The organism is Pseudomonas oryzihabitans NBRC 102199, from assembly GCF_000730625.1.
Classification (GTDB): Bacteria; Pseudomonadota; Gammaproteobacteria; order Pseudomonadales; family Pseudomonadaceae; genus Chryseomonas; species Chryseomonas oryzihabitans.
Genome location: NZ_BBIT01000002.1, coordinates 524,088 through 548,637, shown reverse-complemented (window position 1 = coordinate 548,637; position 24,550 = coordinate 524,088). Strand labels below are relative to the sequence as shown.

Below are 24,550 nucleotides of genomic sequence, written 5' to 3'. Positions count from 1 at the left end.
AATGGATGCCCAGACCCACACCCTGCCCACTCCTACCCCTGGCACCCTGTGGCGCCAGGCGCTGCGGCAGGCCTTCGTCAAGCTCGACCCGCGCCAGCAGATCCGCTCGCCAGTGATGTTCGTGGTCGAGATCACCGCGCTGTTTTCCACGCTGCTGTGCCTGGCGCCGGACAATGGCGTGAGCACCGGGGTGGCGGTGCAGATCACCCTCTGGCTGTGGTTCACCCTGCTGTTCGCCAACTTCGCCGAAGCCCTCGCCGAGGGGCGTGGCAAGGCGCGCGCCGACAGCCTCAAGGGCATTGGCCAGAATCTCGCCGCCCGCCTGGAGGAAAACGGCGAGCACCGGATGGTGCCGGCCAGCTCGCTGCGCAAGGGCCAGATCGTGCGGGTGGAAGCCGGCGAGCTGATCCCCGGTGACGGCGAGATCATCGAAGGCGTGGCCGCGGTCAACGAGGCGGCCATCACCGGGGAATCGGCACCGGTGATCCGCGAATCCGGTGGTGATCGCTCGGCGGTCACCGGTAACACGCGGGTGGTGTCGGACTGGATCCGGGTGCGCATCACCGCCAACCCCGGCGAGTCGACCCTGGACCGCATGATCGCCCTGGTGGAAGGCGCCAAGCGGCAGAAGACCCCCAACGAGGTCGCCCTGGACATCCTGCTGATCGGCCTGACGCTGATCTTCCTGCTGGTGGTGGTGACCCTGCAGCCTTTCGCTGCCCTGGCCGGTGGTGAGTTGCCGCTGCTGTTCCTGGTGGCGCTGCTGGTGACCTTGATCCCCACCACCATCGGCGGCCTGCTCTCGGCCATCGGTATCGCCGGGATGGATCGCCTGGTCCGACTGAACGTGATCGCCACCTCGGGGCGCGCCGTGGAAGCCGCCGGTGACGTCCATACCCTGCTGCTGGACAAGACCGGCACCATCACCTTCGGCAACCGCCGTTGCAGCGCCCTGTACGCTACCCCCGGCATCACGCCCAAGGGCTTGGCCGAGGGTGCGCTCTACGCCTCGCTGGCCGACGAGACCCCGGAAGGCCGCTCGATAGTGGAGTACCTGCGCAACCTGCACCCGCTGGAAGAGCCGCCGCGCGCCCAGGTTATCCCCATTCCCTTCAGCGCCGAGACGCGCCTGTCGGGCATCGACTGGCAGGGCCGCGAGTATCGCAAGGGTGCGGTGGACGCCGTGCTGATGTTTCTCGGCCAGACCCGCGCCGACCTGCCGGAGGTATTGGCCCGGGAGATCGAGACCATCGCCAAGAGTGGCGGCACCCCGCTGCTGGTCTGCGGCGAAGGCCGGCTGCTGGGCGCCATCCACCTCAAGGACGTGGTCAAGCCGGGCATCCGCGAGCGCTTCGCCGAGCTGCGTACCCTGGGCATCCGCACCGTGATGGTGACCGGCGACAACCCCCTGACCGCCACCGCCATCGCCGCCGAGGCCGGGGTGGACGACGTCATCGCCGAAGCCACGCCGGAAAAGAAGCTGGAGCGCATCCGCAGCGAACAGGCCGAGGGCAAGCTGGTAGCCATGTGCGGTGACGGCGCCAATGACGCCCCGGCGCTGGCCCAGGCCGATGTCGGCATGGCGATGAACGACGGCACCCAGGCCGCCCGCGAGGCCGCCAACCTGGTGGACCTGGATTCGGACCCCACCAAGCTGCTGGACGTAGTACAGGTGGGCAAGGAGTTGCTGGTGACCCGCGGCGCCCTGACCACCTTTTCGGTGGCCAACGACGTGGCCAAGTACTTCGCCATCCTGCCCGCGCTGTTCGCCGGCATCTATCCGCAGCTGAACGTGCTCAACGTGATGCACCTGGCCAGTCCGCAGAGCGCCATCCTGTCGGCCATCGTGTTCAACGCCCTGATCATCGTCGCGCTGATTCCCCTGGCGCTGCGCGGAGTGCGGGTCAAGGCCGCCAGCGCCGCCGCCCTGTTGCGCCGCAACCTGCTGATCTATGGGCTGGGCGGCATCGTCGTGCCCTTCGTCGGCATCAAAGCTATCGACCTGGCGCTCGGCGCCCTGGGTCTGGTCTGAGGAGACCGCCATGCTCATGCAATTGCGTTCCGCCGTGCTGATGCTCCTGTTGCTCAGCGCCCTGACCGGGGGCGCCTACCCCCTGCTGGTGACGGTGCTCGGCCAGGTGCTGTTCGCCGACCAGGCCGGCGGCAGCCTGATCCAGCGCGCCGACGGCAGCGTGGTCGGCTCACGCCTGATCGCGCAGAAATTCAGCGGCCCCGAGTGGTTCCAGCCGCGCCCCTCGGCTGGCGACTACGCCACCGTCTCCAGCAGCGCCAGCAACCTGGCCCAGTCGGCACCGGCGCTGCGCGAGCGGATCGAGAAGGCACTGCCCGAGGTCCAGGTGACCGGCCAGGGCCCGGTGCCCCAGGAACTGGTGACCACCTCCGCCAGCGGCCTCGACCCGGACCTCACCCCGGCCGGCGCCCGCTATCAGATCGCCCGGGTCGCGGCCGCGCGCGGCCTGGCCCCGGAACGCCTGCAAGCCCTGGTGAGCGAACAGACGCGCACCTCGCGCTTCGGTCCGGCAACGGTTAATGTCCTGCTCCTCAACCTGGCCCTGGCAGACCTGAGCAAATGACCGACAGCACCGGGCGCGCCGAAGCGCTGCTCGCCGAACACCGCGAAGGCCGTGGCCGCCTCAAGGTCTTCCTGGGGGCGGCGCCCGGCGTGGGCAAGACCTACGCCATGCTGCAGGCGGCCCAGACCGCCCTGCGCCAGGGCCGCCGGGTGCGCGCCGGGATCGTCGAAACCCATGGGCGGCGGGAGACCGCCGCCCTCCTCGCCGGCCTGCCGCAGCAACCCCTGCGGCGGGTCGAGCACCGCGGCCTCAAGCTCAGCGAACTGGATCTGGAAGGCCTGCTGGCGGATCCGCCGGAGCTGGTGCTGGTCGACGAGCTGGCCCACAGCAACGCCCCCGGTAGTCGCCATGCCAAGCGCTGGCAGGACGTCGAAGACCTGCTCGCCGCCGGCCTCAACGTCTACACCACGGTCAATGTCCAGCACCTGGAAAGCCTCAATGACGAGGTGCGCGACATCACCGGCGTCCAGGTGCGCGAGACCGTGCCGGACCAGGTGCTGCTCGACGCCGATGACCTGGTGCTCATCGACCTGCCACCCCGGGAATTGCTGGAGCGCCTGCGCGAGGGCAAGGTCTATGTGCCCGAGCAGGCGCGCGCGGCCATCGATGCCTTTTTCAGCCAGACCAATCTCACCGCCCTGCGCGAGCTGGCCATGCGCACCGCCGCCGCCCAGGTGGATTCGGCGCTCGCCCTGAGATACCGCCAGCAGGGCCAGGCCGCCCCGCCGCTACTGGGTCGCCTGATCGTCGGCGCCGGCACCGCACCTTCGGCGGAGCGCCTGGTGCGCCATGCCAGTCGCCTCGCCGACCAGCGCCACCTGCCCTGGACCCTGGTCCACGTCGACACCGGCCAGCCGCTGGACGACGCCGCCCGCGCCAACCTCCAGGCCAGCCAGCGCCTGGCCGAACGCCTGGGCGGCGAGGTGCTGACCCTGCGCGACAGCGATCCGGCCCGCGCCCTGGTCCGCCATGCCCGCGACCAGCGCGCCAGCGTGCTGCTGATCGGCCGCGGCCGGCCGCGCGGCTTCAGCTTGCGGCGCCGTCTGGCGAGTCGCCTGCTGCGCCTGGCCCAGGGGCTGGAGATCGCCATCCTCGATCTGGATCGCGACGCCCCGCCCGCCGCCCGCCCGCGCCGGTCCATCAAGCCCGGACCCTATGGCGCCGCCGTCCTGGCGACCGCCGTGGCCGCGGCCATCGCCGAAGGCCTGTCAGGACTGCTGGAACTGCCCAATATCTCGCTGATCTTTCTGGCCGCCGTCCTGCTGGTGGCGGTACGCAGCAGTCGCGGTCCGGCGCTGTTCTGCGCCCTGCTGGGCTTTCTCGCCTACGATTTCCTGTTCATCCCGCCGGCCTTCTCGCTGACCATCAACCGCGAGCAGGACGTCCTCACCCTGGCCTTCTTCCTGTTGATGGCCCTGCTCACCGGCGACCTGGCCGCCCGTCAGCGGCGCCAGCTGCAGGCGCTGCGCCGGACCCAGCGCGAGACCCTGGCGCTGCTGGACTTCACCCGCCAGCTGAGCGCTGCCAGCGATCGTCAGGCGGTGGCGAGCGTCACCCTCAAGCAATTGGGCGACGCCACTCGCCACGTCTGCCTGCTGTTGCCGGAAAAGGCGGGGCAGCTGGTGAGCCAACCGGGCGATCTGCACCTGGCCGACAACGAGCGCATCGCCGCCGAATGGGCCTGGAAGCAGGAAAAGCCGGCGGGTCGCGGCACCGATACCCTGCCCTCCGGCGGCTGGTGGTGGTGGCCGCTGCTCGGCGAGGGCGGCAGCCTGGCCGTGCTGGGCGTACGGCGTGACGACGGCCAGCCGCTGGATCACGCCGAGCGTCGCCAGCTGGCCAGCCTGGCGCAGCCGCTGGCCCAGGCCCTGGCCCGGGTGCGCCTCAGCGAGGATCTCGAGGCCGCACGGCTGCACGGCGAGACCGAACAGTTGCGCAGCGCCCTGCTCGCCTCGGTGTCCCACGACCTGCGCACACCGCTGACGGTGATGCGCGGCTCCATCGATGCCCTGGCGACTCTGGGCGAAGCCATACCCGCCAGCGATCGCCAGGAGTTGCTGGACGCCACCCGCCAGGAGGCCGAACGCCTAGACCGCTATATCCAGAATCTGTTGGACATGACCCGCCTCGGCCACGGCAGCCTGCAGCTGGCGCGGGACTGGGTCGACCCCGGCGACATCCTCGCCAGTGCCCTGCAACGCCTGCAGCCGCTGCTGACGGGATTGCGGGTAGCCACCCGGATCGAGCCGGGTCTGCCGCTGCTCTGGGTTCATCCGGCGCTGATCGAACAGGCGCTCGTCAATGTACTGGAGAACGCCATCCGCTTCTCCGCACCCGGCGGGCGGCTGGAGATCAGCCTGCTGCGCCAGGGCAATGAACTGCAGCTGGCCGTGGCCGACGAAGGCCCGGGCATTCCGCCCGAGGATCGCACGCGGATCTTCGACATGTTCTATACCGCGGCGCGCGGCGATCGCGGTGGCCAGGGTACCGGTCTGGGTCTGGCGATCTGCCAGGGCATGGTTGGCGCCCATGGCGGACGGGTCAGCGTGGAAGACGGCCTGGACGGTCGCGGCACCACGATGCGCATGCACCTGCCGCTGCCCGCTCCTCCGGCGGCATAAGACTGGCTCATGCGGCAGCCGCAGCGGCTATGATGACGCCCTCTCGTGTGGAACCCGTTCAGATGCCCGCTCACGTCCTCGTCATCGACGATGAACCCCAGATCCGCAAATTCCTACGCATCAGTCTCGCGGCCCAGGGCTACCAGGTCAGCGAAGCCGCCACCGGCACCGAAGGCCTGGCCCAGGCGGCGTTGGGCCAGCCGGACCTGGTGATTCTCGACCTGGGTCTGCCCGATCGCGACGGCCAGGAGGTGCTGGTCGAATTGCGCGAATGGTCCGCGGTGCCGGTGCTGGTGCTGTCGGTGCGGGCGGACGAACGCGAGAAGGTCCGCGCCCTGGATGCCGGCGCCAACGACTACGTGACCAAGCCCTTCGGTATCCAGGAATTCCTGGCGCGCAGTCGCGCCCTGTTGCGCCAGACCTCGGCCACGGCGAGCCAGCAGGTGGCGGCGCTGGAGGTTGGCGATCTTAAAGTGGATTTCGCCTATCGCCGGGTCACACTGGGCGGCAGCGAAGTGGCCCTGACGCGCAAGGAATACGCCGTGCTGGCCGCCCTCGCCCAACATCCGGGACGGGTGGTGACCCAGCGGCAATTGCTGATCGATATCTGGGGCCCGACCCATGCGCAGGACAGTCATTATCTGCGCATCGTGATTGGCCATCTCCGACAGAAGTTCGGGGACGACCCGGTAGCACCGCGCTATATCGTCACGGAGCCCGGCGTGGGTTATCGCCTGCGCGCCGAAGGTTAGCCTTGCTGGGCTGAATGCCGCTTATCCAGTGCGGAAACAAGCCGCCTTCGCCGTTATCCCCGCACCCTAGACCCTCTGCATAAGTCTGAATGGCACTGGCCTTTCTTATGAGCCTAGAGGCGACTAAAAGATATGATGAATGCGGGGGTGATTGCAGCTAGAGCAGCTGCCTGGAACATATTCGTCCCTGGTAAGGACTTGAAGTGGGCGGAAGTGCGCGAGGTGAAGAGGCTGCAGCGGTGGGAAAAGATTCCAGTCGGTAGACTCGCCTTGCACGACTACCGACTGCAATCCCGTCGAGACGTTACTGCAACCAGCCTTCCACGGTATCGGCGCCGTATTCGGCTTTCCAAGCCTTGAGCAACTTGTGGTTGCCGCCCTTGGTTTCGATGATTTCGCCGGTCTTGGGATGCTGATAACGCTTGGTGCTGCGCGGACGACGCTTGCCTGCCGGCTTTTCCGGATGCGGCGTCTGCGCCTTGTGCTTGGGGGCAGCGTTGGGATCCAGGATGCCGATGATATCGCCCAGGTTCATGTGGTATTCATCCATCAGGGCCTGGAGCTTACTTTCGAATTCGATTTCTTTTTGCAGGGAACTGTCCTGCTTGAGATCTTCGAGCAGCTGCAATTGGGCGCGAAGTTGCTCTTCGGCGGCACGGAATTCGGCGAGACGGGACATGGGCACTCCTGAGGGCTATTTGAAAAAGCGGGTGGAAACTTCGCCCGCGGGCGAAAGTTGCACGCGACAATAAAGGATTGATGCCCCGGATGCCAGCGACAAGTAATCCTTTTGAAAAAATAGAGGCCACTTCTTGTGTCTGCAAGTTTGAATATTAAGAAAACCTTAAGCCAGGCCGGCGGATTGGCGCCAACAAGGTCTTGCGAGGCCTCTTCGCAAGTTACCCGGTAGTAACCGAAGCCATCAAAGAACAGCCAGCCAAGTAAGAACGCTCAACTAAACTGCATAATCATGCAGAAGTTGGCAAAACTTCCGGGCTTGGACCTGGCTAGACGCTCTGGCATGCGCCTCAGGCCGAGGCGTCCAGGTCTGGCTGGGCTTCGGGCAGGGGCTGCCAGTTGAAGGTCTGGGCTATTACCCGGCGGTATTCGGTATCTATGGCCACGGGCGTGCGCCGGATATAGTCCCGCGCATGGGCCTGCCGCTCGTGATCGAGGGTGCGCAGATAGTGGAGTGCTTCCGCCGCCGTGGGCATGCGCTGATTCAGACCACCACTGCGCGGCGGCAAGGCCGTCCAGACCACGGCGTCGACGCCCTGCTCCGCGGCCCAGGCGGCGATGCGCGGCTGAAAGGGCGAATGCGGACCACTCGGCCAGCTGCCGATGCATTCGGGCTGCTCTCTTGGCACCCCCTCGCGCTCACGCAGGGCGTCGCGCGCTTCTTCCAGGGTGTCGACCGCCAGATAGGCCCAGAGCACCTGGACCTCGGCCACACCGTCACAGATGACCGTGGCCAACTCGCCGCTGTCACCTTCCCGGGCGAATTCGATGGGCAACCTGGGGCCGTCCTCGAACCAGTCCGAGGCGACCGGCAATTCCGCCGCCTTCCAGATCAACGACCCCCAACCCAGACAGGCGATCTTCATGGCCACTCCTACGCATCGACGTTAGGCCATTGGAGACTAACGAAGCGTCGGGGGTTTCCTGTCGGCAAGACTTGGCGACAAAAGTGCAGGACGAAAAAAAGCGGCCTCGAGGGCCGCTTCTTTCGTTACCCGCAAGCCAGAGCTCGCGGGTGGTAGGTGGCGCAGCGGACGGGACTCGAACCCGCGACCCCCGGCGTGACAGGCCGGTATTCTAACCGACTGAACTACCGCTGCGCATGGAAGCCTTGCGGCATCCTGCTGGCACTTGCCGAGAACCTGTTCAGCGGGGTTCTCTGCACCAGCGGCCGCTAAGATACTGATTTATCAGGGAAGAAACAACAGGCGTAGCGAAAATATTTCTCGCCGTGCACAGCCGGCGGCGTCCCCCGTCTCTTTCAGGCCGCGGCGCCAGCGGCCTGCTGCCTGAGCAGGCCGAGAAAGCCTTCCAGGGCCGCGCTGGGTACCTGCCCCGTGCGCAGCAGGATACCGAAGGGCGTCAGGGGTTCGGTGATCTCCAGGTCGAGCGAGACCATCAGCCCGGTACGCAGGTGATCGCGCACCACCGCCTCGGTCAGCACCAGGATGGCGTCGGTGATCTGTACCAGCTGCAGCATGGCGAACACCGAGCCGCATTCGATGACGTCCGCGGGAGGTGGCAACTGGCGCCGGGCGAAGGCGGCCTCCAGCGCCACCCGGGCCGGACTGGCTTCGGGCTGCAGGATCCACGGCCACTCGGCCACCAGTTCGGCCAGATCGGGCGCGGCGCGCCCGGCCAGCGGATGCCCGGTGCGCACCACCACCGCCAGGTGCTCGTTGCCCAGGGGCTCGAAGGTGAAGCGACCGAGATCGGCCGGCTGGGTGAAACGGGCGATGGCCACATCGATCCGCTCCTGCTCCAGCAGTTCGGTGAGCTGGTCGCTGGTGTCGCCAAGGATGCGTAGCTGGAGGCCCGGCTGGCGCGCCTTGCTCTCGGCGATGGCCCGCACCACCAGATCGGGCAAGGCGCCCATGATGGCGCCCACCGCCAGATGCCCATAGCCACCGGAGCGCCGCGCATCGAGGTCTTCGGCGCAGCGATCCAGGCCATTGAGGGCGCGCCGGGCGAACTCCAGGATCTCCGCGCCCAGCGCCGTGGGCTTCAGGCCGCGCGCCTGGCGTTCGAACAGCGCGCAGCCAAAGGCTTCCTCGACGTCCTGCAGCATCCGCGTGGTGGCTGGCTGCGACATGTGCAGGGCTTCCGCGGCGCGGTGCAGATTGCGGGTGCCGGCCAGGGTCACCAGCATCAGCAGGTGCTTGTAGCGCAGGCGACTGAACAGCGCGCGGGCATGGGGGGAAGCGTTCATCGGCGGCGTCCTGATGGGGCGAGCGGCGGCGGGTCCTGCAGGGCGGGAAGGCTCTGGCCAAGCCCCGCGCGCGAATCGATACCTTAAGGGTATCGGTCCTAAACAAAAAGCGATTATCCAGGCATTGCAACTGCGACTACCTTGAGCCGTGGCCGAATCACAACAACAAGAGAGATCGCCATGCACACCACCCTGTCACCGGGGCTGGTCGCCAAGGTCACCCGGCGCCTGCTGCCCTTCCTGCTGCTGATGTACGTCATGGCCTTTCTCGATCGGGCCAACGTGGGTTTCGCCAAGGTCGCCTTCCAGGCCGACACCGGCATCTCCGACGCGGCCTTCGCCTTTGGCGCCGGGGTCTTCTTCGTCGGCTACGCCTTTCTCGAGATTCCCAGCAACCTGATCATGCACCGCGTCGGCGCCCGGCTGTGGATGTGCCGGATCATGGTCAGCTGGGGTCTGATCTCCGCCGCCATGATGTTCGCCCACACGGCGACGGCCTTCTATGTGCTGCGCTTCTTGCTCGGGGTGGCCGAAGCCGGCTTCTTCCCGGGCGTCATCCTCTACCTCACCTACTGGTTCCCCTCGCGCTACCGCGCCCGGGCCCTGGGTTTCTTCTACTTCGGCGCGCCCCTGGCCTTCATCTTCGGCAGTCCGCTGTCGGGCCTGCTGCTGGAATTCGACGGCTTCGGCGGTCTGCACGGCTGGCAGTGGATGTTCCTGGTCGAAGGGCTACTGGCCAGCCTGGTGGGTGTCTGGGCCTGGTTCTACCTGGACAATCGGCCGCGCGATGCCCGTTGGCTGAGTGCGGAAGAAAAGCAGACGCTGCAGCAGGCGCTGGACGCCGAGGACGCCGCCAAGCCGCACCACGGCGGCCTGCTGCGCCTGCTCGGACAGCCGCGCATCCTGCTGCTGTGCAGCATCTACCTGCTGATCCAGGCCAGCGTCTATGGCGTGGTCTTCTATCTGCCGACCCAGGTGGCCGGGCTGCTCGGGCAGAAGGTCGGGCTGCTGGTCGGCCTGGTCTCGGCGATTCCCTGGATCTGCGCCCTGCTCGCCGCCTGGCTGATCCCCAGCTGGTCGGATCGCACCGGCGAACGCCGGCGCACCGCCGCCGCCACCCTGGCCATCTCCGGTCTGGGCATCGCCGCCTCGGTGACCTTCTCGCCGCTCTATGCCCTGATCGCCCTGTGCTTTGCCGCCGCCGGCTTCATCGCCGTGCAGCCGCTGTTCTGGACCTTTCCGTCCGACCAGTTGCGCGGTAGCGCCGCCGCGGGCGGCATCGCCCTGATCAATACCTGCGGCGCCATCGGCGGCTTCATCGCGCCCCTGGCCAAGCGCTGGGCCGAGGTGACCTTCGCCCACCCCGGCGCCGGCCTCTATCTGCTCGCCGGCACCACCCTGGTCGCCGCCGCCCTGATCCTCGGCCTGCGCCGCCGCGACCAGGCCGATCCCCAACCCCAGCTCACGCCCAGTCATTAAGGGAGCCTCGCCATGACCCTACCCACCATCAAGCAGGTGCGCGCCTACACCCTTCGCGGCGGCGGCGCCGACTACCACGACCAGGGCGACGGCCACTGGATCGACGACCACATCGCCACGCCCATGGCCAAGTACCCGGAATACCGCCAGAGCCGGCGCAGTTTCGGCATCAATGTGCTGGGCACCCTGGTGGTGGAAGTCGAGGCCAGCGACGGCACCGTGGGCTTCGCCGTCACCACCGGCGGCGAGCTGGGCGCCTTCATCGTCGAGCGGCATCTGGCGCGCTTCCTGGAGGGGGCCAAGGTCACCGACCTGGAAAAGATCTGGGACCAGATGTACCTCTCCACCCTCTACTACGGGCGCAAGGGCATCGTGCTCAACACCATCTCCGGGGTGGATCTCGCGCTCTGGGATCTGCTCGGCAAGCTGCGCCAGGAGCCGGTGCACCAGTTGCTCGGCGGCGCGGTACGTGACGAACTGCAGTTCTATGCCACCGGCGCCCGGCCGGACCTGGCCAAGGAGATGAGCTTCATCGGCGGCAAGTTGCCGCTGCAGCATGGCCCGGCCGAGGGCGAGGAAGGCTTGCGCAAGAACCTGGAGGCCCTGGCGACCATGCGCGAACGGGTCGGCGACGACTTCTGGCTGATGCTCGACTGTTGGATGAGCCTCGACCTCAACTACGCCACCCGCCTGGCCCAGGGCGCCCAGCAATTCGGTCTCAAGTGGATCGAGGAGGCGCTGCCGCCGGACGACTACTGGGGCTATGCCGAACTCAAACGCAACGTGCCGAAGGGCATGCTGGTCACCACCGGCGAGCACGAAGCCACCCGCTGGGGTTTCCGCCTGCTGTTGGAGATGGGTTGCTGCGACATCCTCCAGCCCGACGTCGGCTGGTGCGGCGGCCTCACCGAGCTGATCCGCATCTCGGCCCTGGCCGATGCCCACAACGCCCTGGTGGTTCCCCACGGCTCCTCGGTCTACAGCTACCACTTCGTCATCACCCGCACCAACAGTCCCTTCGCCGAGTTCCTGATGATGGCGCCCAAGGCCGACGAGGTGGTGCCCATGTTCCATCCGCAGTTGCTCGACGAACCCGTCCCGGTGCGCGGCCGCATGCGCGCCTCGGCGCTGGATCGGCCCGGCTTCGGCGTGCGCCTCAATCCGGAGTGCGCCCTGGAACGTCCCTATCGCCACTGAGGCCTTGCCCAGGAGGGCTGGATGAAAGCGACCCAAGACACCCTGGCGACGCCCCTGCCGGATGCGCGCCCCGCGGCGACGCCGCTGCCACCCAAGAGCGCCCGGCTCAAGCGGGTCCAGGTGATCGCCCTCGCGCTGCTGGTGCTGGCCGGCTTCGTCAACTACCTGGACCGCAGCACCCTGGCCATCGCCAACCAGACCATCAGCGGCGAACTGGGCTTCACGCCGACCGAGATGGGCCTGCTGCTGTCGGCCTTCGCCTGGGCCTATGCCTTCGCCCAGCTGCCCATCGGCGGCCTGCTGGATCGCTTCGGCGCGCGCCTGACCCTGGGCCTGGGCATCTGCCTCTGGTCCATCGCCCAGGGCGTGCTCGGGCTGCTCAGCAGCCTGCACCTGATGATCCTCGCCCGCGTCGGCCTGGGCATTGGCGAGGCGCCGCAATTCCCGGCCGGCGCCAAGGTGGTCAGCGAGTGGTTCAACGTGCGCGAGCGCGGCCTGCCCTCCGGCATCTTCAACCTCTCCTCCTCCCTGGGACCGGCGATCTCCCAGCCGATCCTCACCGCCCTGTTGCTGTGGCTGGGCTGGCGACAGATGTTCATCGCCATGGGCGTACTGGGCGTCCTGGTGGCGGCGCTCTGGTACCTGAGCTATCGCGACCGGGTCCAGGTGGCGCTGGACGCCGCCGAGCGGGCGCACCTGGACGCCGGGCTGCCACCCCAGGACGCCGGCCAGCGACTGACCTTCGCCGACTGGCTGGGGCTGTTCCGCCGCCGCCTGACCTGGGGCGTGGTGATCGGCTACGTGGGCATCATCTACATGCTGTCGCTGTTCCTGACCTGGCTGCCGGCCTACCTGGAACGGGTCCATCACCTGTCCCTGTCCCAGGCCGGTTGGGTCGCCAGCCTGCCGTTCCTGGCCGGCGCCTGTGGCGTGATCGGCGGCGGCCTGCTGGTGGATCGCCTGACCCGCAGCGGGCGCAGCCTGGCCTTCAGCCGCAAGCTGCCGATCTGCGGCGGTCTGGCCGCAGCCGGACTGTTCGCCCTGTGCAGCGCCGGGGTGACCGGCATCGGCAGCGTCATCCTCTGTTTCAGCCTGGCGCTGTTCAGCCTCAACGTGGCGGTGGCCGGCACCTGGTCGCTGGTCAGCGTCGCCGTGCCCTCGCACCAGGTGGCCTCGCTGGCCAGCATCCAGAATTTCGGCGGCTACTTCGGCGGCGCCTTCGCCCCGGTCATCACCGGCATGATCGTCCAGCAGACCGGCTCCTTCGGCCTCGCCCTCGGCATCGCCGCCGCGGTCGCGGTGGCTGGCGCCCTGAGCTACGGCCTGCTGGTGCGCCTGCCCGATACCCCTTCCTGATTCCCCTGGAGACCACCGTCATGGACCTGCCACGCAATCCCTTCAAGGCCCGCCTCACGGGCAGCGATACCCTCTATGGCCTCTGGGCCGGCTTCGCCACCGGCTATGCCGCCGAAATCGCCGCCAGCACCGGCTACGACTGGCTGCTGATCGACGGCGAGCACGCGCCCAACACGGTGCCGAGCATCCTCGCCCAGTTGCAGGCGGTGGCGCCCTACCCCACGGCGCCGGTGGTGCGTTGCGTGACCGGCGATGCAGTGCTGATCAAGCAATTGCTGGACATCGGCGTGCAGACGCTGATGGTGCCCATGGTGGAGACCGCCGACCAGGCCCGCGCCCTGGTGCGGGCCATGCGCTATCCCCCTCATGGCATCCGTGGCGTCGGCGGCGGCCTGGCCCGCGCCACCCGCTGGGACGCGGTGCCCGACTACCTGCACAACGCCCATCGCGAGCTGTGCCTGATCGTCCAGGTGGAATCGCGGCTGGGCAGCGACAACGTCGCCGAAATCGCCGCGGTGGAAGGGGTGGACGCCGTCTTCGTCGGTCCAGCCGATCTCTCCAGCGGCCTGGGCCATGCCGGCAATCCGGGCCATCCCGAGGTGCAGGCGCGCATCCGCGCCGCCATCGACGCCACCCGCGCCGCCGGCAAGGTGGCCGGGATCCTGGCGCCCCAGGAAGACGATGCCCGGCGTTATCGCGACTGGGGTTGCCAGTTCGTCGCCGTCGGTATCGACATCAGCCTGTTCCGCCAGGCGGCACTGACCAACCTGGCCCGCTATCGCCCCCTCGAAGCGCCCCAGGCGCCTTCTCGCACCTACTGACCCGGAGTCCGCCATGGCCGATCTGCCCGCTTACCAGAACTACATCGATGGCCGCTTCCTGCCGGCCGCCGAGGACTTTCTCGTCCACAACCCGGCCACCGGCGAGGCCCTGGCCCGGGTGCCGGCCTCCAGCCGCGACCACGTCGACCAGGCCATCGCCGCCGCTCGCCGCGCGCAAAAGGCCTGGGCCCGCAAACCGGCGATCGAGCGGGCCGGCCATCTCAGGCGCATCGCCGCCAAGCTGCGCGAGCAGGCACCGCGACTGGCGCAAACCATTGTCGCCGAACAGGGCAAGATCCACGGTCTGGCCGAGGTGGAGGTCAATTTCACCGCCGACTACCTCGACTACATGGCCGAGTGGGCGCGGCGTATCGAAGGCGAGATCATCACCAGCGACCGACCCGACGAGCAGATCTTTCTGCTGCGCAAGCCACTGGGCGTGGTGGCCGGCATCCTGCCCTGGAACTTCCCCTTCTTCCTGATCGCCCGCAAGCTGGCGCCGGCGCTGCTCACCGGCAACACCATCGTCATCAAGCCCAGCGAAGAAACCCCGATCAATGCCCATGAATTCGCCCGCCTGGTGGCCGAGACGGATCTGCCGCCCGGGGTGTTCAACCTGGTCAGCGGCGCCGGTTCCGTAGGGGGCCAGCTCAGCGCCCATGCTGGCATCGACATGGTCAGCTTTACCGGCAGCGTCGCCACCGGCTCGCGGATCATGGCCGCTGCCGCACCGAATCTGACGAAGCTCAATCTGGAACTGGGCGGCAAGGCGCCGGCCATCGTCCTGGCCGATGCCGACCTGGACCTGGCGGTCCGCGCCATCCGCGACTCGCGCATCATCAACACCGGGCAGGTGTGCAACTGCGCCGAGCGGGTCTATGTGGAGCGCGCGGTGGCCGAGGACTTCATCGAGCGCATCGGCCGCGCCATGGCCGCCACCCGCTATGGCGACCCCCAGGCCGACACCGGCGTGGAGATGGGACCGCTGATCAACGCCGCCGGTCTGGACAAGGTGGCGGCCAAGGTCGACGTCGCCCTCGGCCAGGGCGCCCGCCTGGTCACCGGTGGCCGTCGTGCCGACCTGGGTCGCGGCTTTCACTTCCAGCCCACGGTGCTGGCGGACTGTCGCGCGGACATGCCGATCATGCGCGAAGAGATCTTTGGCCCCGTGCTGCCGATCCAGATAGTCGATGATCTCGACGAAGCCATCGCCCTGGCCAATGACTGCGAATACGGCCTTACCTCCTCCGTCTATACCCGCAGCCTGGGCAAGGCCATGCACGCCATGCGCGAGATCGACTTTGGCGAGACCTACATCAATCGGGAGAACTTCGAAGCCATGCAGGGCTACCACGCCGGGGTGCGCAAGTCCGGCATCGGCGGCGCCGACGGCAAGCACGGCCTCTATGAGTACACCCACACCCAGGTGGTCTATCTGCAGGGCTGAATGGCGCTGCCCGGTCCCCTGCCTGGCCTGCCCGGGCCGCTTCGCTCGAATGTTCTTGAGCCAAAGCGGGTCGAAACAGGCGCAACCCAAGACCAGGCAAGGGCCAAAGGGCCCCAGGGAGACCAGATGCAGAACTACCACATCCTACCCACCGACACCGGCTGGGAATTCAAGGAAGAGCATGGCGATCGCGCCCTGCTCAAGGCCTCGACCAAGGACGCCATCGTCCACCAGGCCGCGCAATACCTGGACGGCAAGACCGGCAGCGTTAAGATCCACACCGCGGATGGCCGCATCGAGGAAGAGCGCACCTATCCACGCAGTGCGGATCCGGCGCAGTCCAGGGGCTGAGGCCGGCGTGACGCGGCCCCGCCCCGCTACCCCGCCGCCGACACCAGGAACTGCCGAAACGCCTGGGCCCCAGGGCCCAGGCGCTCCTCAGGACTCCAGATCAGGCCCAGTTCCATGGGCGGGATGGTATCGGCCACCGGGCGGGCTTCCAGCTTGCGGCCTTCCAGCGACCAGCCGCGATAGAGCATGTCGGAGAGGATGGTCACGCCGAAGCCGTGGGCGACCAGGCCGCGCAGGGATTCCATGGACGAGGTCTTGAACACCACGTTGGGCTCAAGGCCCGCCGCGCGCCAATAGCGCAACGTGGAGGTCTCGCCTTCGTCCACCGTGGCGAGGATGTAGGGATAGGGGGCGATGTCGGCCAGGGTGACGCGCTCCGGCGCCAGCAGCGGATGGGCGCTGGGCAGCCAGAGCTGACGCGGCGAGCGCATCAGCAGATGACGCTCGAAGGGCTGGGTGGCGTCGACGTTGGAGATGACGGTGAGGCCCAGCTCCAGGGTGCCGTCGGTGATGCCGGCTTCGATGCTGGGTCGGTCCATGTCGCGCAGGTCGATGTCGATCTGCGGATAGCTGCGCTTGAAGCGCGCCAGTAGGGTCGGCAGGTAGTAGCCGAGCACTGCATAGGAGGCGCCGACGCGCGCCTGGCCAGTCAGCGCATGACTCTGGAACAGCGGCTGGCTGACGGCGTCCTGCAGGGTGTCGAGGATGTGCCGGGCATGGTGATAGAACTGGTGGCCCTCGGCGGTGAGCTTGACGCCGTGGGGCAGGCGCTCGAACAGCCGCACGGCGAGCCTCGCCTCCAGCTGGCTGACCGCCGTGGTGACCGCCGACTGGCTGACGTTGACCGCGCTGGCGGCCAGGGAGAACTGGCTGTTCTCGGCGGCGGCGACGAAATAGCGCAGTTGCCGCATCGAGATGTCCTTGAGCAGTGCCATCTGATTTTCCAATACCTGGATTCTATTTTTATCGTTTCACGATAGCGCATTTCTCCTCCTAGACTCAGAGGCACAGGCGCGCCGCCTTCCTCTCGCGGTCGCCATGACAAGAACAATGAACAGGAGGACGGACCATGAGCGCCCTGGCGCCCGCGTTCCGCACCCGCGCGTCGAGCGCACCCTTGCCCCGCCGTCGGCGGCCCTGCCCGACGTCCTTGCGGCTATCGCTTTCGGGCCACGCCCGCGCCTGGCCGATGAAACAGCCCCGCCCTGTCCCTTTCCGCTCCGCACCGTGCCTGGCGGCCGCCCTGCGCACGCCTGTTCGGCTGACCGCTCGCACCCGACAATCCCAACAACAGGTGACCCCATGAGCTACCCGAGTCTCAACTTCGCCCTGGGCGAGACCCTCGACCTGCTGCGCGATCAGGTGCGCGCCCTGGTCGCCCGCGAGGTGGCGCCCCGCGCGGGCGAGATCGATGCCAGCAACAGCTTCCCGATGGACCTCTGGCGCACCTTCGGTGACCTGGGCCTGCTCGGCATCACCGTGGGCGAGGAATACGGCGGCGCAGGACTCGGCTACCTGGCCCATGCGGTGGCCATGGAAGAGATCAGCCGCGGCTCGGCTTCGGTGGCCCTGTCCTATGGCGCCCACTCCAATCTCTGCGTCAACCAGATCCACCGCAATGGCAGCGCCGCGCAGAAGGCCCGCTACCTGCCCAGCCTGGTCAGCGGCGAGCACGTCGGCGCCCTGGCCATGAGCGAACCCAACGCCGGCTCGGACGTGGTCTCCATGAAGCTGCGCGCCGAACGCCGCGGCGATCGCTATGTGCTCAATGGCAGTAAGACCTGGATCACCAACGGCCCCGATGCCCACACCTATGTCATCTACGCCAAGACCGAACCGGAAAAGGCGGCCCATGGCATCACCGCCTTCATCGTCGAGCGTGACTGGAAGGGTTTCAGCCGCGGCAGCAAGTTCGACAAGCTGGGCATGCGCGGCTCCAACACCTGCGAGCTGTTCTTCGACGACGTGGAGGTGCCGGAGGACAACGTGCTGGGCGAGGTCAATGGCGGGGTCAAGGTGCTGATGAGCGGCCTGGACTACGAGCGGGTGGTCCTCGCCGGCGGCCCGGTGGGCATCATGCAGGCCTGCCTGGACGTGGTGCTGCCCTATGTCCACGACCGCAAGCAATTCGGCCAGAGCATCGGCGAATTCCAGCTGATCCAGGGCAAGGTGGCCGATCTCTACACCGGCCTCAACGCCAGCCGCGCCTATCTCTATGCCGTGGCCCAGGCCTGCGACCGCGGCGAGACCACCCGCAAGGACGCCGCCGGGGTGATCCTCTACACCGCCGAGAAGGCCACCCAGATGGCCCTGGAAGCCATCCAGATCCTCGGTGGCAACGGCTACATCAACGAATACCCCACCGGTCGCCTGCTGCGCGACGCCAAGCTCTACGAGATCGGCGCCGGCACCAGCGAGATCCGCCGCATGCTGATCGGCCGCGAGCTGTTCAACGAAACCCGGTGAGGACGCCTTCATGACCGTGCTGACCTCCACGCTGAACCGGCGCACCCCGGACTACCAGCGCAACGCCGCCGCCATGGCCGAACAACTGGCCCGGCTCGACGGGCTGCTGGCGCGCATCCGCGAAGGCGGCGGGGCCAGGGCCCAGGCGCGCCATACCGCGCGCGGCAAGCTGCTGCCCCGCGCGCGCATCGATCTGTTGCTGGACCCAGGCTCGCCCTTCCTGGAAATCGGCGCCCTGGCCGCCCTCGACGTCTACGAGGAAGAGGTACCGGCCGCCGGGGTGGTGGCCGGCATCGGCCGCATTGAGGGCGTCGAGTGCATGATCATCGCCAACGACGCCACGGTGAAGGGCGGCTCCTACTATCCGCTCACGGTGAAGAAGCACCTGCGCGCCCAGGCCATCGCCCTGCAGAATCGGCTGCCCTGCCTCTATCTGGTGGATTCCGGCGGCGCCAACCTACCGCGCCAGGAGGACGTCTTCCCCGACCGCGAGCACTTCGGGCGAATCTTCTTCAACCAGGCGACCATGAGCGCCCAGGGCATCCCGCAGATCGCCGTGGTGATGGGTTCCTGCACCGCCGGTGGCGCCTATGTGCCGGCCATGAGCGACGAGACCATCATGGTGCGCCAGCAGGCCACCATCTTTCTCGCCGGCCCGCCGCTGGTGAAGGCCGCCACCGGCGAGGTGGTCAGCGCCGAGGAGCTGGGCGGCGCCGATGTCCATTGCCGGACCTCCGGCGTGGCCGATCACTACGCCGAAGACGATGCCCATGCCCTGGCCCTGGCCCGGCGCTGCATCGCCAACCTCAACTGGCGCAAGCTGGGCGACTTGCAACTGAAGACGCCTATCCCGCCCCTCCACCCGGCCGAGGAACTGCACGGTCTGGTGCCGGCCGATCCCAAGCAGCCGCTGGAGGTGCGCGAGGTGATCGCGCGGCTGGTGGACGGCAGCGTCTTCGATGAATTCAAGGCGCAATTCGGCACCACCCTGGTCTGCGGCTTCGCCCACCTGCACGGCCATCCGGTGGCCATCCTCGGCAACAACGGCATCCTCTTCGCCGAATCGGCGCAGAAAGGCGCGCACTTCATCGAACTGGCCTGCCAGCGTCGCATCCCGCTGCTGTTCCTGCAGAACATCACCGGCTTCATGGTGGGCAAGAAATACGAGGAAGGCGGCATCGCCAAGCACGGCGCCAAGCTGGTCACCGCGGTGGCCTGCGCCCGGGTACCCAAGTTCACCGTGATCATCGGCGGCAGCTTTGGCGCCGGCAACTACGGCATGTGCGGTCGCGCCTACGATCCACGCTTCCTGTGGATGTGGCCCAACGCGCGCATCGGCGTGATGGGTGCCGAGCAGGCGGCCGGGGTGCTGGTGCAGGTCAAGCGCGAGCAGGCCGAACGCGCCGGCGAGGCCTTCGACGACGAGGAGGCGGCGCGGATAAAGGCCCCCATCGTCGAGCAGTACGAACGCCAGGCCCATGCCCACTATTCCAGCGCGCGGCTGTGGGACGACGGGGTGATCGACCCGGCCCAGACCCGCGAGGTCCTCGCCCTGGCCCTGTCGGCCAGTCTCAACGCCCCTCTCGAGCCGACGACCTTCGGCGTCTTCCGGATGTAGGCCATGACTGACTTCCACACCCTGGAACTGATTCGTGATCCACGCGGCTTCGCCACCCTCTGGCTCGATCGCCCGGATCGCCACAATGCCCTGGATGCGCAGCTGATCGCCGAGTTGGGCAGCGTGCTCGCCGAGCTCGCCAGCGATCAAGCCCTGCGCTTTCTGCTCCTGCGTGGCCACGGGCGGCACTTCTGCGCCGGCGCCGACCTCGCCTGGATGCAGGCCTCGGCCCGCCTGGACGCCGCCGCCAATCGCGCCGACACCGAGCGCCTGGCCGAGGTGATGTATCGCCTGCAGGCCTTGCCGATGCCGACCCTGGCGGTGGTCCAGGGCGCGGCCTTTGGCGGCGCGGTGGGTCTGGTCAGCTGCTGCGACTTGGCCCTGGCCGCGGGCGACGCCATCTTCTGCCTGTCGGAGGTGCGCATCGGCCTGGTGCCGGCGGTCATCGCGCCCTTCGTGACTCGCGCCCTGGGCGAGCGCATGGCGCGGCGCTACATGCTCGGCGCGGAGCGCTTTTCCGGCGAACGCGCCGCCGAACTGGGCCTGGTGGCCGAGACGGCGCCGGCTGCCGACCTGGACACCCTGGTCGAGGCCTGGATCGCCCGGCTGCTGGACAACGGGCCCCAGGCATTGCGCGCCTGCAAGCGGTTGCTGGACGGCGCTGGCGCGGGCGCACCCCCCGACGAGGTGCGCTCCTTCACCGAGGGCCTGATCGCCGAGGTACGCGTCACCCCCGAAGCCCAGGAAGGCCTGCAGGCCTTTCTGGAGAAACGTCGTCCCGCCTGGCAGGAGACCTCGCCATGACCTTCGACCGTCTGCTCGTCGCCAACCGCGGCGAGATCGCCTGCCGGGTGATGCGTACGGCCAAGGCCCTCGGCCTGGGTACCGTCGCCGTGCACAGCGCCATCGATGTCGACGCCCGCCATGTGCGCCAGGCCGATCAGGCAGTGGACCTGGGCGGGACCAAGCCGGCCGACAGCTATCTGCTGGGCGAGCGCATCATCGCCGCGGCCCTGGCCGCCGGCGCCCAGGCGATCCATCCGGGCTACGGCTTCCTGTCCGAGAATGCCGCCTTCGCCGAGGCGGTGGCCGCGGCCGGGCTGGTCTTCGTCGGCCCTCCCGCCGCGGCGATCCGCGCCATGGGCAGCAAGTCCGCGGCCAAGGCGCTGATGACCGATGCCGGGGTGCCCCTGGTGCCGGGCTATCACGGCGAGGGCCAGTCCCTGGCCACCTTTCGCGACGCCGCGGCGCGCATCGGCTATCCGGTCCTGCTCAAGGCCACCGCCGGCGGCGGCGGCAAGGGCATGAAGATCGTCGAACACGAAGCCGACCTGGCCGAGGGCCTCGCCTCGGCCCAGCGCGAAGCGCTCTCGGCCTTTGGTGATGCGCGGATGCTGGTGGAGAAATACGTGCTGCAACCGCGCCACGTGGAGATCCAGGTGTTCGCCGATGGGCACGGCCATTGCCTCTATCTCAACGAACGCGACTGCTCCATCCAGCGCCGCCACCAGAAGGTGATCGAGGAGGCGCCCGCGCCGGGTCTCACGCCCGAATTGCGCCGGGCCATGGGCGAGGCGGCGGTTCAGGCGGCCCAGGCCATCGGCTATGTCGGCGCCGGCACCGTGGAATTTTTGCTCGACGCCCGTGGCGACTTTTTCTTCATGGAGATGAACACCCGGCTGCAGGTGGAGCACCCGGTCACCGAGGCCATCACCGGCCTGGACCTGGTGGCCTGGCAGCTGCGCGTGGCCGCAGGCGAAGCCCTGCCCCTCACCCAGGCCCAGGTGCCGCTGCACGGCCACGCCATCGAGGTGCGCCTCTATGCCGAGGACACCGACCAGGGCTTCCTGCCGGCCTCGGGCACCCTGCAACTCTATCGCGAGCCCGCGGCCGGTCCCGGGCGGCGAGTGGACAGCGGCGTGGAGGAAGGTGACGAGGTGTCGCCGTTCTACGATCCCATGCTGGCCAAGCTGATCGCCTGGGGCGACAGCCGCGAACAGGCGCGCAAGCGGTTGCTGGCCATGCTCCAGGACACCGCGGTGGGCGGCTTCGCCACCAACCTCGCCTTCCTGCAGCGCCTGCTCGCCCATCCGGCCTTTGCCGCGGCGGAGTTGGACACCGGTTTCATCGAGCGGCATCAGGCGGCCTTGCTGCCCGCACCCGCAGAACTGCCGGAGGCCTTCTGGACCCGGGCGGGCCAGGCCTGGCTGGCGACGCTGCCCGCCGCTGCCGATCCCACGTCACCCTGGGCGTCCCGCCAGGGCTGGCGCCTGGGTGGACCACCGCGCATCGCGCTGCGCCTGGCCTGTCGTGGCGAGGTGCGCACCCTGAGCCTGGTCGACCCGCTGGCCGTCGCATTGAGCGGTGATCGGCTCCACTGGCAGGTGGACGGCGTTCGCCACAGCGCCCGCCTCCATCGCCGAGGGCCGACGCTGTTCCTCGAATGGCAGGACCGTTTCGAAGCCGTCACCTGGGCCGATCCGCTGGCCGAGGTCGCGCGCCAGGCGGATGCCGGTGGTCTTACCGCGCCGATGAACGCCAGTGTGGTAGCCGTCTCGGTGGCCGTCGGCGACGCCGTGGAAGCCGGGGCCCCGCTGGTGGTGCTGGAGGCGATGAAGATGGAGCACAGCATCCGCGCGCCCCGTGCGGGCGTGGTGGCGGCGCTGTTCTGTAGCCCGGGCGAGCTGGTGGCCGAGGGCGCCCCGCTGGTGGAACTGGAGGAGGTGGCACCATGAGCGATGCCCTGCCGTCCCGGGTGCGGCTGGTCGAGGTCGGACCCCGCGATGGCCTGCAGAACGAGCCCCAGGCGCTGGGCATCGCCGAGCGCATCCAGCTGTGCACGGCGCTGATCGCCAGTGGCATGCATCATCTGGAGGTGGGCAGCTTCGTCTCGCCACTCTGGGTGCCGCAGATGGCCGGGACCGCCGAGGTACTGGCAGGACTCTGCCGGCCCGAGGGCGTGGTGCGCTCGGTACTGGTGCCCAACCTGAAAGGTTTCGAAGCCGCCCTGGCGGCGGGGGTGGACGAAATCGCCGTGTTCGCCGCCGCCTCGGAGGGCTTCTCCCAGCGCAACATCAATTGCTCCATCGCCGAGAGCCTGGCGCGCTTCGTGCCCGTGGTCGAGGGCGCGCGGGCGGCGGGCATCCGGGTGCGCGGCTATGTGTCCTGCGTGCTGGGCTGCCCCTACGATGGCGAGGTCGCAACCGACCAGGTGGCGAGCGTGACCCGCGAACTGCTGGAGCTGGGCTGCGCCGAGGTCTCCCTGGGCGATACGATCGGCGTCGGCACCCCGGGTCGGACCCGGGCGCTCTGGCAGCGGCTGGGCCGGGAGGTGCCCCTTAGCCAACTGGCCGGGCATTTCCACGACACCTATGGCCAGGCCCTGGCCAACGTCTACGCCAGCCTGCTCGAAGGCGTCGCGGTGTTCGACAGCTCCGTCGCCGGGCTCGGCGGCTGTCCCTATGCCCAGGGCGCCAGCGGCAATGTCGCCAGCGAGGACCTGGTCTATCTGCTCGACGGCCTGGGCATAGCGTCCGGCGTCGACCTGAAGAGACTGGTCGAGGTCGGACAGAACGTTTCCGCCCTGCTCGGTCGCCCCAATCAATCGCGGGTCGGCCGCGCCCGGGCAACGCGAGCGGTCAACTAGCCGGGGCTCCGGCGGGCGCCCATGGCAACCGCCGGGGCTTGCTCTCATAATGGCGGCCTCTCTCATCCAAGGACCCGCTTTGGCCAGGAAGTCCCGACGCGAAATCGCCCAGCTCGATGGCACCACCGAGCTGCCCCTCACCGTGCGCGAGGTCGCCCTCGCCGCCGGGGTGTCGCCCATTACCGTGTCCCGGGCACTGCACCGCCCGAGCCTGGTGAGCGCCGCCACCCGCGAGCATGTCCTGGCCGTGGTCAAGGAACTGGGCTACGTGCCCAATCTGCTGGCCGGCAGCCTGGCCTCCAGCAAGAGCCGGCTGGTGGCCATCCTGCTGCCCACCATCGCCAATTCCATCTATGCCACCGTGGTGCAGGCGATCATGGATCGCCTCACCGCGGCGGGCTACCAGGCGCTGATCGGTCCGACCGGCTATTCGCCGGAAAAGGAAGAGGAACTGCTGGAAGCCATCCTCGGCCGCCGCCCCGATGGCATCGTCCTCACCGGCACCCTGCACACCCCGGCCAGTCGCGCGCGGCTGGCGGCGCTGAACATCCCGGTGGTGGAAGCCTGGGACCTGAGCGCCGAGGCCCTGGACATGCAGGTGGGCTTTTCCCACGAGCAGGTCGGCGTGGCCCTGGCGGAGCACTTCGTCGCCCGCGGCTATCGCCGCTTCGGGGTGATCTCGGTGGACGATCCTCGCGCCATGCGCCGCAACCTGGCTCTGCAGGCCCGCCTGGTCGAACTGGGCATCCCCGAATTGCCCATGGAAGTGCTGCCACTACCCGCCACCTGGGAAGTCGGCCGCATCGGCCTGGCGCGCCTGCTGGAACGCCCCGAGCCCCCGCAACTGGTGCTGTGCAGCTCCGACACCCTGGCCCTGGGTGTGGTCGCCGAAGCCAGCAGCCGCGGCCTGCGCATCCCCGAACAGCTGGCGGTGGTCGGCTTCGGCGACACCACCAACGGCCGCTTCGCCACCCCGGCGCTGTCCACGGTCAGCGTCAACGCCGATGCCATGGGCCAGCGTGTCGCCCAGGCGCTGCTCGACCGTCTCGCGGGCGATCAAACTGCGGTAAGCCTCGACACCGGTTTTGCCCTGATCGAGCGGCAGAGTTCCTAGCCACTTTTTTGCGCCCAGCCACAGATTTAGCAGTTGAATGATAGCGTTATCTGTTTAATGATAGCGCTATCGTTGTCAGACGACTTACAACCTAAGCCCGCTACACGATGTCAGCCCGCACACAAAAACAAACCAGTGGGA

At 68.2% G+C, this 24,550-nt stretch carries 20 protein-coding genes and 1 tRNA gene; 16 read left to right on the top strand and 5 right to left on the bottom strand.

The genetic code is table 11. The features are described from left to right. Nucleotide 1: 1 nt before the first annotated feature. The 4 genes from kdpB (at nt 2) to POR01S_RS03960 (ending at nt 5,967) form a co-directional block, all read left to right on the top strand. Entirely contained in the window at nt 2-2,032 is a 2,031-nt protein-coding gene (kdpB, locus tag POR01S_RS03975; RefSeq protein ID WP_007158510.1) for a potassium-transporting ATPase subunit KdpB, read from the top strand. A 10-nt stretch (nt 2,033-2,042) separates the two neighbouring features. After that, entirely contained in the window at nt 2,043-2,594 is a 552-nt protein-coding gene (kdpC, locus tag POR01S_RS03970) for a potassium-transporting ATPase subunit KdpC (RefSeq protein ID WP_042133918.1), read from the top strand. Next, nucleotides 2,591-5,215 (top strand): DUF4118 domain-containing protein, encoded by a 2,625-nt coding sequence (locus tag POR01S_RS03965; protein ID WP_042133917.1) that lies wholly within the window; start codon nt 2,591-2,593, stop codon nt 5,213-5,215. Before kdpC ends, POR01S_RS03965 begins: the two co-directional genes overlap by 4 nt. A gap of 62 nt (nt 5,216-5,277) precedes the next feature. Then, complete coding sequence (locus POR01S_RS03960) at nt 5,278-5,967, top strand: response regulator (RefSeq protein ID WP_027599528.1); 690 nt, start codon at nt 5,278-5,280, stop codon at nt 5,965-5,967. A 304-nt stretch (nt 5,968-6,271) separates the two neighbouring features. On the opposite strand, the gene POR01S_RS03955 is transcribed toward POR01S_RS03960, so the two are convergent. The 4 genes from POR01S_RS03955 to POR01S_RS03940 all read right to left on the bottom strand — a co-directional run bounded on the left by POR01S_RS03955 (nt 6,272) and on the right by POR01S_RS03940 (nt 8,914). Next, nucleotides 6,272-6,646 (bottom strand): histone-like nucleoid-structuring protein, MvaT/MvaU family, encoded by a 375-nt coding sequence (locus POR01S_RS03955; protein WP_042133915.1) that lies wholly within the window; start codon nt 6,644-6,646, stop codon nt 6,272-6,274. 349 nt (nt 6,647-6,995) lie between these two features. Further along, nucleotides 6,996-7,571 carry a hypothetical protein gene (locus tag POR01S_RS03950; protein WP_027599529.1) on the bottom strand — a complete coding sequence of 192 codons (576 nt, stop codon included), beginning with the start codon at nt 7,569-7,571 and terminating at the stop codon, nt 6,996-6,998. A 157-nt stretch (nt 7,572-7,728) separates the two neighbouring features. Beyond that, nucleotides 7,729-7,805, bottom strand: a tRNA-Asp gene (locus POR01S_RS03945). Nucleotides 7,806-7,966: 161 nt separating this feature from the next. Further along, on the bottom strand, nt 7,967-8,914 hold the full coding sequence (locus POR01S_RS03940) for a LysR family transcriptional regulator (protein WP_007158516.1): 948 nt from the start codon (nt 8,912-8,914) through the stop codon (nt 7,967-7,969). Between the two features lie 180 nt (nt 8,915-9,094). Here POR01S_RS03940 and POR01S_RS03935 point away from each other — a divergent pair, with 180 nt between their 5' ends. The 6 genes from POR01S_RS03935 (at nt 9,095) to POR01S_RS03910 (ending at nt 15,565) form a co-directional block, all read left to right on the top strand. Then, the gene (locus POR01S_RS03935) at nt 9,095-10,393 is read left to right on the top strand and encodes an MFS transporter (protein ID WP_027602175.1); all 1,299 of its coding nucleotides are present in this window, start codon (nt 9,095-9,097) and stop codon (nt 10,391-10,393) included. Between the two features lie 12 nt (nt 10,394-10,405). Next, complete coding sequence (gene rhmD / locus POR01S_RS03930; RefSeq protein WP_042133914.1) at nt 10,406-11,590, top strand: L-rhamnonate dehydratase; 1,185 nt, start codon at nt 10,406-10,408, stop codon at nt 11,588-11,590. A 21-nt stretch (nt 11,591-11,611) separates the two neighbouring features. Further along, complete coding sequence (locus tag POR01S_RS03925) at nt 11,612-12,946, top strand: MFS transporter (protein ID WP_042133913.1); 1,335 nt, start codon at nt 11,612-11,614, stop codon at nt 12,944-12,946. A gap of 20 nt (nt 12,947-12,966) precedes the next feature. Beyond that, on the top strand, nt 12,967-13,767 hold the full coding sequence (locus POR01S_RS03920; protein WP_042133912.1) for an aldolase/citrate lyase family protein: 801 nt from the start codon (nt 12,967-12,969) through the stop codon (nt 13,765-13,767). Nucleotides 13,768-13,780: 13 nt separating this feature from the next. Further along, on the top strand, nt 13,781-15,214 hold the full coding sequence (gene aldA, locus POR01S_RS03915) for an aldehyde dehydrogenase (protein ID WP_042133911.1): 1,434 nt from the start codon (nt 13,781-13,783) through the stop codon (nt 15,212-15,214). Between the two features lie 126 nt (nt 15,215-15,340). Then, nucleotides 15,341-15,565, top strand: a complete 225-nt coding sequence (locus POR01S_RS03910) for a DUF2188 domain-containing protein (protein WP_042133910.1) — start codon at nt 15,341-15,343, stop codon at nt 15,563-15,565. A gap of 26 nt (nt 15,566-15,591) precedes the next feature. On the opposite strand, the gene POR01S_RS03905 is transcribed toward POR01S_RS03910, so the two are convergent. Continuing rightward, nucleotides 15,592-16,500 (bottom strand): LysR family transcriptional regulator, encoded by a 909-nt coding sequence (locus POR01S_RS03905; RefSeq protein WP_042133908.1) that lies wholly within the window; start codon nt 16,498-16,500, stop codon nt 15,592-15,594. Between the two features lie 367 nt (nt 16,501-16,867). On the opposite strand from POR01S_RS03905, the gene POR01S_RS03900 reads away from it, so the two are divergent. From POR01S_RS03900 to POR01S_RS03875, 6 genes are all read left to right on the top strand, one after another. Continuing rightward, on the top strand, nt 16,868-18,031 hold the full coding sequence (locus POR01S_RS03900) for an isovaleryl-CoA dehydrogenase (RefSeq protein ID WP_027599537.1): 1,164 nt from the start codon (nt 16,868-16,870) through the stop codon (nt 18,029-18,031). A 10-nt stretch (nt 18,032-18,041) separates the two neighbouring features. Further along, nucleotides 18,042-19,649 (top strand): carboxyl transferase domain-containing protein, encoded by a 1,608-nt coding sequence (locus POR01S_RS03895; protein ID WP_042133905.1) that lies wholly within the window; start codon nt 18,042-18,044, stop codon nt 19,647-19,649. 3 nt (nt 19,650-19,652) lie between these two features. Beyond that, complete coding sequence (locus POR01S_RS03890; protein ID WP_042133904.1) at nt 19,653-20,453, top strand: enoyl-CoA hydratase-related protein; 801 nt, start codon at nt 19,653-19,655, stop codon at nt 20,451-20,453. Beyond that, nucleotides 20,450-22,384 (top strand): acetyl/propionyl/methylcrotonyl-CoA carboxylase subunit alpha, encoded by a 1,935-nt coding sequence (locus POR01S_RS03885; RefSeq protein WP_042133901.1) that lies wholly within the window; start codon nt 20,450-20,452, stop codon nt 22,382-22,384. The genes POR01S_RS03890 and POR01S_RS03885 overlap by 4 nt, the downstream gene beginning before the upstream one ends. After that, on the top strand, nt 22,381-23,295 hold the full coding sequence (locus tag POR01S_RS03880; RefSeq protein ID WP_042133900.1) for a hydroxymethylglutaryl-CoA lyase: 915 nt from the start codon (nt 22,381-22,383) through the stop codon (nt 23,293-23,295). The genes POR01S_RS03885 and POR01S_RS03880 overlap by 4 nt, the downstream gene beginning before the upstream one ends. A 79-nt stretch (nt 23,296-23,374) precedes the next feature. Continuing rightward, complete coding sequence (locus POR01S_RS03875; protein WP_042133898.1) at nt 23,375-24,409, top strand: LacI family DNA-binding transcriptional regulator; 1,035 nt, start codon at nt 23,375-23,377, stop codon at nt 24,407-24,409. Nucleotides 24,410-24,550: the final 141 nt, after the last annotated feature.